17 protein-coding genes are annotated in these 13,570 nt (G+C 70.2%); 9 read left to right on the top strand and 8 right to left on the bottom strand.

All coding sequences use genetic code 11. From position 1 onward, the window contains the following. Positions 1 to 159: 159 nt before the first annotated feature. A complete protein-coding gene (locus VA596_RS47050; RefSeq protein ID WP_323336923.1) occupies positions 160 to 639 on the bottom strand; it encodes an ArsI/CadI family heavy metal resistance metalloenzyme in 480 nt (159 codons plus the stop codon). A gap of 82 nt (positions 640 to 721) precedes the next feature. On the opposite strand from VA596_RS47050, the gene VA596_RS47045 reads away from it, so the two are divergent. From VA596_RS47045 to VA596_RS47035, 3 genes are all read left to right on the top strand, one after another. Further along, complete coding sequence (locus VA596_RS47045) at positions 722 to 1,087, top strand: metalloregulator ArsR/SmtB family transcription factor (protein WP_323336921.1); 366 nt, start codon at positions 722 to 724, stop codon at positions 1,085 to 1,087. Positions 1,088 to 1,172: 85 nt separating this feature from the next. Further along, positions 1,173 to 1,520, top strand: a complete 348-nt coding sequence (locus tag VA596_RS47040; protein ID WP_323336919.1) for an ArsR/SmtB family transcription factor — start codon at positions 1,173 to 1,175, stop codon at positions 1,518 to 1,520. Beyond that, entirely contained in the window at positions 1,517 to 2,734 is a 1,218-nt protein-coding gene (locus VA596_RS47035; protein ID WP_323336918.1) for a GNAT family N-acetyltransferase, read from the top strand. Before VA596_RS47040 ends, VA596_RS47035 begins: the two co-directional genes overlap by 4 nt. On the opposite strand, the gene VA596_RS47030 is transcribed toward VA596_RS47035, so the two are convergent. Next, positions 2,731 to 3,255 (bottom strand): DinB family protein, encoded by a 525-nt coding sequence (locus tag VA596_RS47030; RefSeq protein WP_323336916.1) that lies wholly within the window; start codon positions 3,253 to 3,255, stop codon positions 2,731 to 2,733. The genes VA596_RS47035 and VA596_RS47030 overlap by 4 nt on opposite strands. Before the next feature lie 38 nt (positions 3,256 to 3,293). Beyond that, on the bottom strand, positions 3,294 to 4,646 hold the full coding sequence (locus VA596_RS47025; protein WP_323336914.1) for an FAD-dependent oxidoreductase: 1,353 nt from the start codon (positions 4,644 to 4,646) through the stop codon (positions 3,294 to 3,296). Between the two features lie 70 nt (positions 4,647 to 4,716). On the opposite strand from VA596_RS47025, the gene VA596_RS47020 reads away from it, so the two are divergent. The 5 genes from VA596_RS47020 (at position 4,717) to VA596_RS47000 (ending at position 8,806) form a co-directional block, all read left to right on the top strand. Next, the gene (locus VA596_RS47020; protein WP_323336912.1) at positions 4,717 to 5,415 is read left to right on the top strand and encodes an arsenate reductase/protein-tyrosine-phosphatase family protein; all 699 of its coding nucleotides are present in this window, start codon (positions 4,717 to 4,719) and stop codon (positions 5,413 to 5,415) included. Then, complete coding sequence (locus tag VA596_RS47015) at positions 5,408 to 6,067, top strand: arsenate reductase ArsC (RefSeq protein WP_323336910.1); 660 nt, start codon at positions 5,408 to 5,410, stop codon at positions 6,065 to 6,067. Before VA596_RS47020 ends, VA596_RS47015 begins: the two co-directional genes overlap by 8 nt. Positions 6,068 to 6,116: 49 nt before the next feature. Continuing rightward, a complete protein-coding gene (locus VA596_RS47010; protein ID WP_323336908.1) occupies positions 6,117 to 6,836 on the top strand; it encodes an MIP/aquaporin family protein in 720 nt (239 codons plus the stop codon). A gap of 35 nt (positions 6,837 to 6,871) precedes the next feature. Next, complete coding sequence (locus VA596_RS47005) at positions 6,872 to 7,504, top strand: arsenate-mycothiol transferase ArsC (RefSeq protein ID WP_323336906.1); 633 nt, start codon at positions 6,872 to 6,874, stop codon at positions 7,502 to 7,504. Positions 7,505 to 7,645: 141 nt separating this feature from the next. Further along, positions 7,646 to 8,806 (top strand): hypothetical protein, encoded by a 1,161-nt coding sequence (locus VA596_RS47000; protein WP_323336904.1) that lies wholly within the window; start codon positions 7,646 to 7,648, stop codon positions 8,804 to 8,806. Here the strand turns inward: VA596_RS47000 and VA596_RS46995 are convergent, their stop codons facing one another. Beyond that, positions 8,807 to 9,580, bottom strand: coding sequence for a hypothetical protein (locus VA596_RS46995; protein WP_323336902.1), 774 nt, complete (start codon positions 9,578 to 9,580; stop codon positions 8,807 to 8,809). Beyond that, on the bottom strand, positions 9,519 to 10,031 hold the full coding sequence (locus VA596_RS46990) for a hypothetical protein (RefSeq protein ID WP_323336900.1): 513 nt from the start codon (positions 10,029 to 10,031) through the stop codon (positions 9,519 to 9,521). Before VA596_RS46990 ends, VA596_RS46995 begins: the two co-directional genes overlap by 62 nt. On the opposite strand from VA596_RS46990, the gene VA596_RS46985 reads away from it, so the two are divergent. Next, positions 10,030 to 11,094, top strand: a complete 1,065-nt coding sequence (locus VA596_RS46985; RefSeq protein WP_323336898.1) for an ANTAR domain-containing protein — start codon at positions 10,030 to 10,032, stop codon at positions 11,092 to 11,094. The genes VA596_RS46990 and VA596_RS46985 overlap by 2 nt on opposite strands. Before the next feature lie 84 nt (positions 11,095 to 11,178). Here VA596_RS46985 and VA596_RS46980 read toward each other — a convergent pair whose 3' ends face one another. From VA596_RS46980 to VA596_RS46970, 3 genes are all read right to left on the bottom strand, one after another. Then, positions 11,179 to 11,694: a GAF and ANTAR domain-containing protein gene (locus VA596_RS46980; protein WP_323336897.1), complete on the bottom strand. Its 516-nt coding sequence runs from the start codon at positions 11,692 to 11,694 to the stop codon at positions 11,179 to 11,181. A gap of 228 nt (positions 11,695 to 11,922) precedes the next feature. Further along, positions 11,923 to 12,651 carry a GAF and ANTAR domain-containing protein gene (locus VA596_RS46975; protein WP_323336895.1) on the bottom strand — a complete coding sequence of 243 codons (729 nt, stop codon included), beginning with the start codon at positions 12,649 to 12,651 and terminating at the stop codon, positions 11,923 to 11,925. Positions 12,652 to 12,957: 306 nt separating this feature from the next. Continuing rightward, positions 12,958 to 13,356 (bottom strand): STAS domain-containing protein, encoded by a 399-nt coding sequence (locus tag VA596_RS46970; RefSeq protein ID WP_323336893.1) that lies wholly within the window; start codon positions 13,354 to 13,356, stop codon positions 12,958 to 12,960. Positions 13,357 to 13,570: the final 214 nt, after the last annotated feature.

Genomic DNA, 13,570 nt, shown 5'->3' with positions numbered 1-13,570 from the left:
GCACTGCGGTCCTAAGCGGACAGCCGAAACTCCCTGTATGGCAACAATCACTCGATGGTTGCTGCCGTCGGCGCCGGGCGGAGACGCGTGGAGTGGCCGCGGCGATCAACGAGCGGCGGCGCGGAGCGGGTAGTCGCGTGACTACCCGCTCCGGCTTGGTCAGGAGCAGCAGCCCTCGGGCTGGGTGGCCTTGTCGACCTGACCGGTTTCCGCGTCGGGGGTGCAGCACGTGGCCGGGGTGGCGATGGCGGCGCTGTCGGTGCCGAAGCTCTGCGAGTCGGCCTTGACCGTGTATACCTCCCACGGTTCCTGGCCGGGGCCGTGCACCCACACCTTGTCCTGCACGGCGTAGCAGCAGGTGGTGTTGTCCTCGGTCAGAGTCTCCATGCCCTCGCCGGTCAGGCGCTTGCTTGCCTCGCTGACCTGGTCGGTGGATTCGACCTCGACGCCGAGGTGGTCCATGACCGTGGCCTGACCTGGCTCGCCTTCCAGTAGCACGAGCTTGAGCGCGGGCTCGGCGATGGCGAAGTTCGCGTACCCGGGGCGGAGCTTGGCCGGCTCGGTGCCGAACAGCTTCGAGTAGAAGTCGATCGAGCCTTCGAGATCTCCGACCCGCAGCGCGAGCTGAACCCGTGACATCCCGTCCTCCTTGGATAGACATCGGTCTAAGTAGTGACCCGACCAGATTGCCTCCTGGATAGATGGGTGTCAATATAGATGTATGCCGAAACAGCTGCCGATCGTCGCGATGGACGCCTGCTGCTCCCCGCTGGCCCGCGAACCGCTGAGCGAAGGTCAGGCCGTCGAACTGTCCAAGCTGTTCAAGGCTATGGCCGACCCGGTGCGCTTGCGCCTGCTGTCGATGATCGCCTCCCATGCCGGCAGTGAGGCGTGCGTGTGCGACCTGGCCGACGCCTTCGACCTGACCGGCCCGACCATCTCGCATCACCTCAAGGTGCTGCGGGAAGCCGGGCTGATCACCGGCGAACGGCGCGGGACCTGGGTGTACTACCGCGTGCACCCCGAGGTGCTGGCCCGTCTGTCCGCCGTACTGGTGCCGAGCGAGTCCGACGCAGTGAGTGCCTGACCCCCGGTCGCCTCTTCGGCCGGGGGTTGCGATCTCTGTTTGTCGAGGGTTACCGTCGCGGTCTATCGTTTATCGTCGATGAACGATGAAAGGCGCTGCCGTGCTGGACCGCGCTACCTCCGAGACCTACGCCGGCTGGTTCCGCGCTCTCGCCGAGCCGACGCGGGTGCAGATCCTCAGCCTGCTCGCCGCCGCCGACGCGCCCATGTCGGTCGGTGAGATCGTCGAGAAGGTGCCGGTGGGGCAGCCGACGGTGTCGCGCCATCTCAAGGTCCTGGCCGAGGCGCGTTTCGTGATCGCCGAACGCCACGGCACGTCGCGGCATTACCGGATCAACCCGCCCTGCCTGTCGTGCTTCCCGACCGCAGCCGACGTGGTCATGGGCCGCAGCGCCGTCCCGTTCATGGCCGTGACCTGCGAGCCTGACCGATGAACCCCGACCGCGACGCCGTCGGCGACCGCTACGCCACCGCAGCCCGCCGGGCCCTGGCCGGCGAGGGCACCGGCCTGCTCACCGGCGCCGGAGACGCCGACCGGCTCGGTGCGGTCCACTACGCCGGCGAGGACATGCCCGCCGCGGTGACCGCGACCAGCCTCGGCTGCGGCAACCCGCTGGCCGTCGCCGATCTGCACCCCGGCGAGACGGTGCTGGACCTCGGCTCCGGCGGCGGGCTCGACATCCTGCTCTCCGCCCGCCGCGTCGGCCCGGCCGGCCGCGCCATCGGCCTGGACATGACCGACGAGATGGTCACCCTCGCCCGGCGCCACGCCGAGCGGGCCGGTGTCACCAACGCCGAGTTCGTCAAGGGCGCCATCGAGCAGATCCCGCTGCCGGACGCCTCGGTCGACGTCGTGATCTCCAACTGCGTCATCGCGCTCTCGCCGGACAAGCCGGCCGTGTTCGCCGAGATCGCCCGCGTCCTGCGTCCCGGCGGCCGGCTCGGCATCACCGACATCCTCGCCGACGACACCGTCACCGACGCCGAACGCGCGGCCCGCGCCGATGCGGTCGAGTGCCTCGGCGGCGCCCTCACCGCCGAGGCGTACCGGGCGCTGCTGCGCGAGGCCGGGCTGGGCGGTATCGACGTCCGGGTCACCCACGAGGTCGGCGACAAGCTGCACTCGGCGATCATCCGCGCCGTCCGGCCGATGCCGATCAGCATCGTCGCGTTGACCGCCGAGCACGCCGGGCAGGTCCTGGCGGTCTACCAGGCCGGGCTCGACACCGGGGACGCCAGCTTTGAGACGACCGCGCCCAGCTGGGCCACCTGGGACGCCGCGCACCTGCCGGAGCACCGCTGGGTGGCGCTCGACCCGGCCGGGACGGTTCTCGGCTGGACTGCGGTCAGTGCGGTGTCGGCCCGCTGCGTGTATGCCGGGGTCGTCGAGCACAGCGTCTACGTCCACCCGCGAGAACACGGCCGCGGTGTCGGGCACGCCCTGCTGCGGGCACTCATCGACTCGACCGAACAGGCCGGGATCTGGACGATCCACAGTGGAATCTTCCCGGAGAACACCGCGAGCCGGGCCCTGCACCGCCGCGCGGGCTTCCGCGAGATCGGCACCCGCGAACGCGTCGGCTGCCACCACGGCCGGTGGCGCGACGTCGTCATGATCGAACGTCGCAGCACGGCCGTCGGCCGCTAGGTCTGGGCGTCGGGCAGGGTGAGCTGGGCCTGATGGAACTCGAAGTGCCGGGCGGGGAAGCGGTAGAGGTCGGCGACGGTCATGTAGTCGGCGAAGAACGGGTCCCACCGGGTCGGGTAGTGCATGCCGCGGGCGAGGCCGGCGTCGGTTTCGCGGTCGAGGCGTCGGTGCTGCGCGGCGACCGTCCGGTCCAGCAGCGCGTCCATCGACCGCCGCGGCAGGATCGTGCCGCCGAGCCAGGAGCCGGCGAAGTTCACCGCGTCAAACGGCGTCGTCGCCGCGTCGAGCAGCCGGGCGAAGCGGCGGCTCGCGCCGGCCGGAAGGCGGTCGAAGAGCCGGGCCAGCGTCAGCAGGGCGCGCATGATCAGGTAACCGAGCAGCATGTGGAACAGCAACTGCCGGTTGGTCCAGCGTGTCCCGGCGCTGCGGCGCCGCAGCTCGGCGTAGCCGGCGGTGTCCAGGAGCCGGTGAAACCTACGCCGCGTCCGCTCCATGTCCTGATGCACGACGCGCTTGTCCATCCTGGAAGTGTCCGCCGCGGAACGCCCGGTGGCCAGGCTCAGCCAGTCCGGCGGACCCAGGCTTGGGTGGCGGTCTGGACGGCGTCGAACGGGCTGCCCAGCGGCGGGGTGTAGGACGGATCGAGATCTTCGATGTCGTCGACAGTCATGCCGTGGTGGATCGCGGTGGCGTAGGTGTCGACGCGCTTGTGCACGGCGCTCTCGCGGTGCCCGACGAGCTGGGCGCCGAGCAGGCGGCCGGTGTCGGTGTCGCCGGTGATGCGGATGTGGATCGGGCGGGCACCTGGGTAATAGGCCTTGTGATCGTCGGCCACGGTCTCGATGGTGACCGGCCGGAAGCTGGCAGCTTCGTGGTCGCGCAGGCCGGTGCGCGCGATCGCGAGGTCGAACACCTTCAGCACCTGCGTGCTCAGCGACCCGGCGAACTCGCGGTCGCCGCCGAGCGCGTTCTCCCCGGCCACCCGGTCCTGCTTGTGTGCGGTTGTGCCCAGCGGCAGGTAGGCGTCCTGGCCCAGGAGCCGGTGATAGGTGTGCACGCAGTCCCCGGCGGCGAAGATCCCGTCGACGTTGGTGCGCATGCCGCGGTCGACGGCGATCGCGCTGCGAACGCCGAGCTTCACGCCCGCGGTTTCGGCGAGCGCGGTGTCCGGGCGGACGCCGACCACGACGAGCACGACGTCGGTGTGCTTCTCGAACCCGTTGCTGCCACTAACTTTCAGCCCGGACGTAGTCTGCTCGATGCGATGGACGAGCGTGCCGGTGCGGATGTCGACGTCGTGAGCGCGGAGCTCCTCGGCGACCAGCGTCCCGAGTTCCGGGTCCACGGTGGACAACACCTGCGGGAGCTGTTCGACGAGAGTGACGTCGATACCACGGGTACGTAGGGCTTCGACCATCTCCAGGCCGATGTAGCCGGCGCCGACGACCACGGCCGAGCGGGGGTTGCGGTCGAGGGTGGCGGTGAGGGCGAAGGTGTCGTCCATGGTGTGCAGCAGGTGCACGCCCTCGGCGGGACCGAGGGTGTCGAGGCCCTCGATCGGCGGGCGGATCGGAACCGCGCCGGTGTCGATGACGAGCTGGTCGTAGCCGAGCTGCTCCTGGCGGTGGTCACCGGCGACGGTGACGGTCCGCCTGTCCGGGTCGATGGCGACCGCGCGGGTGTTCAGTCGCAGGTCCAGGCCGGCGTTCTCCAGGTCGGCGCGGGTGCGGTGGGCGAGGGTTCGCCAGTCGGAGACTTCGCCGGAGACGTGGTACGGGATGCCGCAGATGGAGAAGTTCGGGTATTCGTCCGCGACCACGAGCAGCGGCCGCACGTCCGGGGCGAGCTCGTGGACGCGCAGGCCGGCGCTGATCCCGGCGTCGCTGCCCCCGATCACCAGCACACGGGTCATGACCATGCCTTTCCCTCGTCCCGCGGGCGCCGGTTGACACCCGTGCATTCATTCAACCATGATTGAGTCAATGAACGTTGAGTGGACTTCCGAGCTGCGGGCCCGCGCCCAGGTGCATGCCGCCCTGGGCGAACCGGCGCGCCTGGCGATCGTCGACCGGCTGGTCCTCGGCGACGCCTCGCCCACCGAGCTCGGCCAGGACCTCGGCCTGCCGAGCAACCTGCTGGCGCATCACGTGAAGCTGCTGGAGCAGGCCGGCGTGCTGGAGCGATCCCGGTCCGAAGGCGATCGCCGCCGCACCTACCTGCGGCTGCGCCCGGCGTCGCTGGCCGGGCTGCGGCCCACCGGACGGCGCTCGGCGCCGCGGGTGGTGTTCGTCTGCACCCACAACTCGGCGCGCTCCCAGCTGGCCGCCGCGCTCTGGACCAGTCAAAGCCCAGTGCCCGCAGCCTCGGCGGGCACGCATCCGGCCACGACGGTCCATCCCCGCGCGGTGGCCGTGGCCCGCGCCCGCGGCCTGTCGCTGGCGCAGGCCCGCACCTCCCGCGTCGAGGAGATCCTGCACGAAGACGACCTGGTCGTCGCGGTCTGCGACAACGCCCACGAGGACCTCGGCGCCCGGGCCGGCGACCGGCTGCACTGGTCGGTCCCCGACCCCGCACGCACCGACACCGACGCCGCGTTCGACCAGGCCTTCGCCGACCTCGCCGACCGGATCACCCGGCTCACCCCCGCCGTCCACCTCCCTGGAGAGCAGACCGATGACTGACATCGAACGCCCCGACACCCCCACCCTGAGCATCGACCAGCAGCTCGCGCTCCGGACCGCCGCGGCCCGCCTGCACGGCGAGTTCGACGGCATCTTCGCCACCGAGACGATCGAACAGTTCCTGCACAGCAGCTACGACCAGTTCGCCGGCCACAGCACCATCCCGAACTTCCTGCCCCTGCTGGCCGAACGGTTCGCCCGGCTGCGCCTGCGCGCGCTGGCGAAGGTCGAGGGCCACCACGACGGCAAGCCGACCGTGCTGTTCCTGTGCGTGCACAACGCCGGACGCAGCCAGATGGCCATGGGCTTCTTCCAGCACCTCGCCGGCGACCGCGCCCTGGCCTGGTCCGGCGGATCCGAACCGGGTCACGAGATCAACCCGTCGGCGATTCAGGCGATGCACGAACGCGGCATCAACATCGCCACCGAATTCCCCAAGCCCTGGACCGACGAGATCGTCCGCGCCGCCGACGTCGTCATCACCATGGGCTGCGGCGACGCCTGCCCCATCTTCCCCGGCAAGCGCTACCTGGACTGGGAACTCGACGACCCGGCCGGCAAGAGCGTCGACGACGTCCGCCCGGTCCGCGACGAGATCGAACGCCGCGTCCGCGGCCTGCTCGACGAACTCGGCGTCCCCGCCCTCACCTAGCCCTCCGCACCTGACGCGACGACATCCGTTGCCCGCCAAGGAGAACCACATGGAACAGCCGCGGACCCGCAAGCTGGTCGCCGAATACCTCGGCAGCATGCTGCTGGCCGCGCTGGTGATCGGATCCGGAATCGCCGCCCAGCGGCTCTCGCCCGCCGACACCGGCCTGCAGCTGACCGAGAACGCCGCCGCGACCGCCGCCGGCCTGTTCGCGCTCATCCTGATGTTCGGGCCGATCAGCGGCGCGCACTTCAACCCCGTCGTGTCCTTCGTCGACGCCGCGTTCGGCGGCCTGCCCTGGCGCCACGCGCTGGCCTACCTGCCAACCCAGATCGCCGGGTGCATCAGCGGCGCGGTCCTGGCCAACCTGATGTTCGCCACCACCCCGGTATCGATCAGCACCACCCACCGCGCCACCGCCGCACACGGCCTGGCCGAAGTCGTCGCCACCGCCGGGCTGATCCTGATGATCTTCTCGCTCGTCCGGTCCGGCCGCGCCGAGCGCGCACCGGCCGCGGTCGGCGCCTACATCGGCGCCGCCTACTGGTTCACCAGCTCCACCAGCTTCGCCAACCCCGCCATCACCATCGGCCGCATGTTCAGCGACACCTTCTCCGGCATCGCCCCGGCCTCGGTGCCCCTGTTCCTCGCCGCACAGATCCTCGGCGGCGCGCTCGCCCTGCTCGGCGTCCGCGTCCTCTACCCCGGGATGAAGCCCGCGCAAGCCGCCGACGTGGTCGTCCCGCACGTCGCCGCCACCAGCCGCTGAACCAGCCACCGACCCGCCTCGGCAAGGACGCAGCCATGCACCAGCGCATCGACCGCGACGTCGGCGCCGACCGCATCGTGGCCCAGCTCGCCTACCGCTACGACGGCCAGTTCGACCGCGACCGCATCGACACCCTCTTCCACGACAGCTACGACCGGCTCGCCGACACCGCCCGCGTCACCGTCTTCCTGCCCACCCTCGCCGAAAAACTCACCGTCCAACGCCTTGACGCTCTCGCCCAAGCCGACGGCAAGATCGCCAAACGCGTGCCGGAGATCCTCTTCGTCTGCGTCGGCAACGCCGGCCGCTCCCAGATCGCCGCCGCCCTCGCCCGCCACCACGCCGGCACCCGCGTGCACATCCGCACCGCCGGCTCCAGCCCGCACGAGGAGATCTACCCCGAAGTCGAGCAGATCATGACCGACACCGGGCTGTCGCTGGCCGAGGAGTTCCCGAAACCCCTCACCAACGAAGTCCTCGCCGCCGCCGACGTCGTCGTCACCATGGGCTGCGGCGAACACTGCCCCGTCCTGCCCGGCCGCCGCTACGAAGACTGGCCCATCGCCGACCCCGCCGGCCAACCCGCAGCACGCATCCGCGCCATCCGCGACGACATCGACCACCACGTCCACGCCCTGCTCGCCGAACTCCTCCCCACTTCCATCTGACCCATCAGCGCACGACGACCGGGCATCGCCAGGAGCCGACGCCCGGAAGGGGACGTCCGCGCGCTGCACGACCGGGTGGCAGTCGCTCGCGTGGCAGCTATTTCATTCGGCAGATCCCGCATGCGAGGGCATGCTGGTCCGGTGGACTCACTCGCCGGAGAAGCCGAAGCAGGTCAGCGACTGAAAGCACAAGCCCTGCGCGACTTCCAGCCGGTCCCCGAAGAGATGCGCGAAGATCCTCGCCCGGGCTACGAGCTGCGGTTGAGCCCGGAGGACACCCCGGTCCCGGCCTTGCTCAAGTACGCGCTCAAGCTCATCGGGCTGCCCTCGGACGGCCCGGGGGAGAAGGTCGCGTGGTGGGTCGACTTCCTGTATCAGGGTGAGTGGTGTCAGCTGGCTCATCGGAAGTTCGGCGTCCGGCTGACCCTGGCAACGGAGGCGTCGAAAGACGACGCGGCCAAGAAGATGGGGCGGATCGTCAAGCAGCTGCGGTCGTCCCTGAGCGTGGTCGAGAAGCTGATCGAGGACGCCGCACCCGACCTCCTGGGCGCCGGGAACGCGACCGTGGTGAACCAGCACTCGTCCCTGCGGGACGCGTACGAGTACTTCCGGGAGCGGGCCCTCAACCCGGCCGTCATCGCGGACAAGACCACCGTCATCGAGCACGAGGGCGGCGCCACGGGAACGTCGTTCGAGAGCGGCGCCATCCGCATGCACATGAACGCGTTCCACGACATGGTCGCGGCGATCACGGCCTACTTCAGCCTCGTGGAGCACGTCCTTGTCCTCGCCTTGCCGTTCAGCGGGTTCGACCCGGCCAACGACAACCTGACGACGATCATCGGGTGGCGATGGGGTGAGAAGTTCGGGCGTCTGCTCGGCACCGACGGGGACGCCAGCAAGTATCGGCAGCGCCTGACCGAGGTCGTCGAGCGATGGCGCAACCCGTACTCGCACGGAGGGTTCGAGAAGGGCCAGGGCGCTACCGTCTACCTGCATACGCCCGGTGTGGAGGCTGCCGTCCCCATCGGACTGACGAAAGTGGCCAACAGCCCGCTGTTCTCGCTGCTGCCGACGAATGAGACGGACGTCGCCGAGGTCTTCGATCTCTTCGACGAGATCGACACGTGGCTGAAAACCACGATGCCCAGGGCAATGCAGTGGATCGACTCGGGCCTGAACGTCCGCTTCGACGAGACGTTCCGTTCCGAGGTCGGCGCCGCACGTACTGACGAGGAGTTCGAGTATCTCCTCGAACGCGCCGACGATCACCAGAGCATGCTGGACAACATGGACTTCTGATCATGCGCCCGGTCCAGGGGCAGTAGCCCCGGTTCGCGGCCGGGTCCGGGCGTCAGTGACGTCGCGCGGTGCGGCAGAGCCCGTATCGATGGCGTGCTCGGTCTCGGTCCGCAGGTCGGCGAAGGCGTCGAGCAGGTCGAACACGTGCCCGCCGCGCCCGGCCCGCTGGGGCTTGTCGAGATAGAACATCAGCCGGTGCACGACCCTGACGAACGGGCGGTCCGCCGGCGTGGTCGCGGCGCGGAAGAGCGGCGCGGTGAGGTAGTCGCCGCGGGTCATGACCGCCCAGAGCACCAGCGACGTCGCGCGGTGCTTGTCCGGGCCCCAGTCGGTCGTGAGGAGCCGGTTGCGCGCCAGCTGCTTCGCCTGAAGCGGCACGGTGACCGAGGTCCAGGTCTCGGGAGGAATCAGCCAGTCCGCCAGTGCCTGCCGGCGGGCCCGGTAGTCGGCCTCGGGCGGGTCGGCGGTGAGCCGGTCGATGACCGCGCTGAGGGCGGCTTCGAGGTCGGCGCGCCGGTCGTGCCGCTCCGCCCAGCCGCGTACGGCGTGCCGGGCGGCGTACCCCCAGCCGGGCGGGACGTCGAGCACCGCGGCCGCGCGCGCGAGGCTCAGACCGGTCGCCGCCTGCGTCACGGTGATCGACGCGAACCGGCTGAGGGCACGCCGCAGTATCGCCGGAGCCCCGAGATCCCACAGCGGTTGCAGGTAGTGCTCAGGCAGGCGCTGGGGGATCCGGCGCAGCTCGAGCCGCAGCGGACGCAGGTCGAGCCACAACTGTGCCCCGCAGCCCACCACCGGCCAGAGGACGGGGCGCGCGCGTCCGCTTGCGCCGCCGCGGGACGGAGGTCGGCGCAGCGGGTCGCGGTGCGGGCAGATTCGCGGTGAGGTGGGCACCCGCGGCCGTGCGCACCCGAGGTGAGCAGTGCTGGAGGAACTGCTGGAGCTCGCGGAACCAGATGCTGTCCCCGGCCACCGAGGCGACCAGCTCGGCGAGTGCATCAGGGTTCGAGCGGACCTGGTCGGCGAGCGCCAGCAGGTGCCCGCAGGTGCGCGGGTCCTCGGCGGGGCCGCCGCGCAACCGCAGATCGCCGGCCTGCTTCCCGGCCTCGCGCAGCCGGGCCATCTCGCGATCGAGGCTGACGACGTGCTCGTCGATCAGGCCGAGGTCCAACTCGGGGTGTGCGTGCTCGGCGGCGAGCGGCCAGGACCGGCGGGCCAGCCGCATGGACCGCGACGTGGTGATCAACCCGGTGCAGGTGCGATCGATAGCGTTACAACTCACCGGAGAACTGACGCCGGCGAGTGTGCTCGCCGTGGCCGATGTCGTCGATCACGCCGCGCCGGGCTTGTCCGCGCTGGTGCTGGGCCTGCGTGCGCTGGACCTGCTGTCGGTATCAGGGCTGCGTCCACTGACCGCGCTGTCCGGGAAACTCGCCCTTGATGGGGTTCGCTGTTGCGTCGTGGTGCAGCCTGGTACTGCCACGGCGGCCGTATTCGAAGGCGCCGACGCGCATGACGTACTGCCGTCATTCCCGGACGTCGAGCAGGCCCTGTCCGAAACCACCACCGACACCGAGGTCGTGGCACAACCGTTCGAGATGCTGACCCGGGCCCTGCTGGGCACCCGGACCGTCGGCGGCGCGCTTCAGCACGTGGTCGATGCCACCGCGGTCGCGATCCCCGCCGCCGCGGTGGTGAGCGTGACACTGCGGTCCTCGGAAGGTGAGGTGTTCACGCCCGTGCACACCGACGGTGCGGCCGCCGACCTCGACCGGGTGCAGTACGCCACCGGTCGCGGGCCGTGCCTGGACTCGGCCGACCCCCGCGGCCCGGCATATGCCGCCAGCCACGACCTGGAAGCCGAGCGGCGGTGGCCAGAATTCGCCGCCGCGGCCGCCGCGGCGGGTTACCGGGCCGTGCACTCCACCGAGGTGCTGCCCGGCGCCGGCCCGGGCCGTTCGACCGGGGCGCTGAACATCTACTTCATCGACCCCTACACCCTCGACGACACCGACCGGCACACCGCGTTGCTGCTGGCCACCCACGCCGCCCTCGCCTTGGCACACGCGCGCAGCACCGAGCTCGCCGACCTCAACGACATCCGGCTGCACCAGGCAATCGACACCCGTGACGTCATTGGCCAGGCCAAAGGCATCTTGATGCATCGTCAGGGCATCACTGCCGATGAGGCGTTCGCGTTGCTGCGCGCCACGTCCCAGAACCTCAACGTCAAGCTCGTTGACATCGCTCGCAATCTCGTCGACCGCCACTCCGAGCTGGACAGGTGACGTCGCCGTAAGGGCCGTCTTGAGACTTTCGCTTGTCACGGCGGCAACGGATGCCGGCTTGGCGTGGCCTCGGCTCGATCGCGGTCACCGTGTTGAGGTCGTGTGCGTACGGCGTGCGTGATCTTCGAGAAGGACGCGCGGGTCGAGAGTGGCGGTGGCCAGCTGGGTGGCGATGTCGGACATCCGGGCAGAATGGGACCGGCAGTAGCCGCGCAGCACGTCGAACGTGTCGTCCATGTCGAGGCCGCCGGCATGGAAGAGCACGCCCTTGGCCTGTTCGATGGTGACTCGGCTGTTCAAGGCGGTCTGCAGCTGTTCGGTGAGGACTTCGCCGCGGCGGATGGCGCGTTCCTGCAGGATGCCGATCGTGGCGGTGTCGGCCAAGGCCCGGGCGAGCTGCAGGTCCGCTGGGGAGAGCGTTCCGGTGTGCAGGCCGAACAGGTTGAGCGCCCCGATGACTTCGCCGCGCAGCCGCATCGGTACCGCGTGCACGGAGGCGAAGCCCTGAGCCCGGGCTTGCGGGGTGAAAGTGGGCCACCGTCGGCGTGAGGTGGACAGGTCGGCGATCAGGACGGGTTCGCCGGTGCGGAAAGCGTCCATGCACGGGCCTTCGTTGGCTTGCAGCGGCGGCGTCCAGCAGGTCCACGCAGTGTTCGACGAGCCGGTGCAAGACGTCGACGACGTCGTAGTCGGCTACGAGGGTGTCGGCCATCTCGACGAACGCCCCCACCATCCGGGCTTCCCGGGCTGTCGCAGTCGGGGATGTGTCGGTCATCGTCGCTGTCTCCTGTTTCTTCGCATACCAACGTGAGGCGCCGGGCGGCGGTGTCACTCGCCGATGTCGCGGGGGTGCAGCCGTCTGGTGACGAGGTCGGCGGCGATTTGGTCGACCAGCCGGCCGGTGGCGAACGCGTAACCTCGCAGCCGCGCGAGTGCCTGGTCGGCCGGGATGGCGTGCTCGGCGATGAGGATGCCGGTGGCCTGGTGGACGCGTTCGCGGTCGTTGGGCACGGCCATCAGTGACGTCTCGTCGACGTCCGGGTCGTGCAGGGGTGGACCCGCCAGGGCGGTGGCGGCGATGTCGGCGATCTGCAGTGCGATGGCGAGGTCCGGTGGTGTGAGCCAGCCGGGGGTGCGGCGGTAGAGGTCGATGGCGCCGACTCGGACAGCTCCACGGACCAGGGGGAAGGCGAAGATCGCCCCGACCGGCTGGTCGGTCATTTGCGCGGCGAACACGGGCCAGGCGGTGGCCGCGTCGGTGGCCAGGTCGGCGACGAGGACGGGGCGGCCGGTGGTGAAGGCTTCGAAGCAGGGGCCTTCGCCGAGGCTGAACTGCAGGGTCTCGATGTGGTCGACGACCTCGTCGCTGGCGTAGAGCGTTTCCCGGTGTCCGGTGCCGGCGCGGGTCATCAGCGAAACCGATGCGCCATCGACCGGCAGCAGCTCCGCGCAGGCGCGGCACAACCGGCCCAGCGGGATCATGACGTCGGTGTGCTCGCGTAGCGCGGCTCGGACCTCGGCACGTAGCCGGCCCAAAGCAGCCTCGTGTGCGGTCACCGCGGACCCGCAACGCCGAGGTGTGCCGGGTGACGCGGAATGACCGGGAAACGGCCGGGATGCATGGGGCCAACCTTCGCCTGGGTCGTGCTCGGCTGCGAGAACTCCCGGCGGTGACAGGTTCAAGGCCCACACCAAGACGCACTGACTGTGCTGCCGCGGACGCGCGGCCGATCGACCGAGGGCGCGCCGCGATCAGTTGGTGACAGTTCGGTGTTCCGGTTGCTCGGCGCGTTGGATCCGAAGAGCCGCCGACCGGATCCGGTAGGGGTAACCCGGCTCTCTGGGACACGGGCGTAGGAAGTGTCACGCCCGCAGCACGATCGTTGGCGCTTCGCCGGACAGCCAGCTGAGGGCCGCGCCGAGCGTGGGGTGCACCGCCAGCCGGGACTCGAATCCGCAGGCGGTGATCGCCCGCAGGACGATCCAGTGGTCGCTGACCATAGCGCACGAGGCGCCCGCCGATCGGGCCGCGCCGGTGACGTCGAGCAGGATCCGTAGGGTCCCGGCCGAGCAGAAGGTCACCGCGGTCAGGTCCACGATCAGTGCCGAGCTCGAGGCGACGCCGGCCAGGAGATGTCGGCGCAGGTCGTCGGCTACGGCGGCGTCGAGTTCGCCGGCGACGGCGATGATGGTGGTGTCGCCGATGGTGTGGACGGTGATGGTCATTCTGCCCGGAAGCGGAATGGTGTTGTCCTGCAGCATGATCGGCCTCCTTGTACGGGCGGAGGCATGAGGTGCAGGAGACGCGCGGCGCACCGGCCTCTCACCCGTGGGCGTACTACGTGAACCCTGGGCGGGGCGGCGGCTGCCGAATGAACCGCGACACGAGGATCTTACGCCCGCGCGACTCGTTCGGCGCAAGGAAACGCCCGATTGGGGCTGTGTGAGTGACACTCGACGTCGAACAGACGAAACG

The organism is Amycolatopsis heterodermiae, from assembly GCF_034929455.1.
Classification (GTDB): domain Bacteria; phylum Actinomycetota; class Actinomycetes; order Mycobacteriales; family Pseudonocardiaceae; genus Amycolatopsis; species Amycolatopsis heterodermiae.
This window is presented reverse-complemented; position numbering and strand designations above follow the sequence as displayed.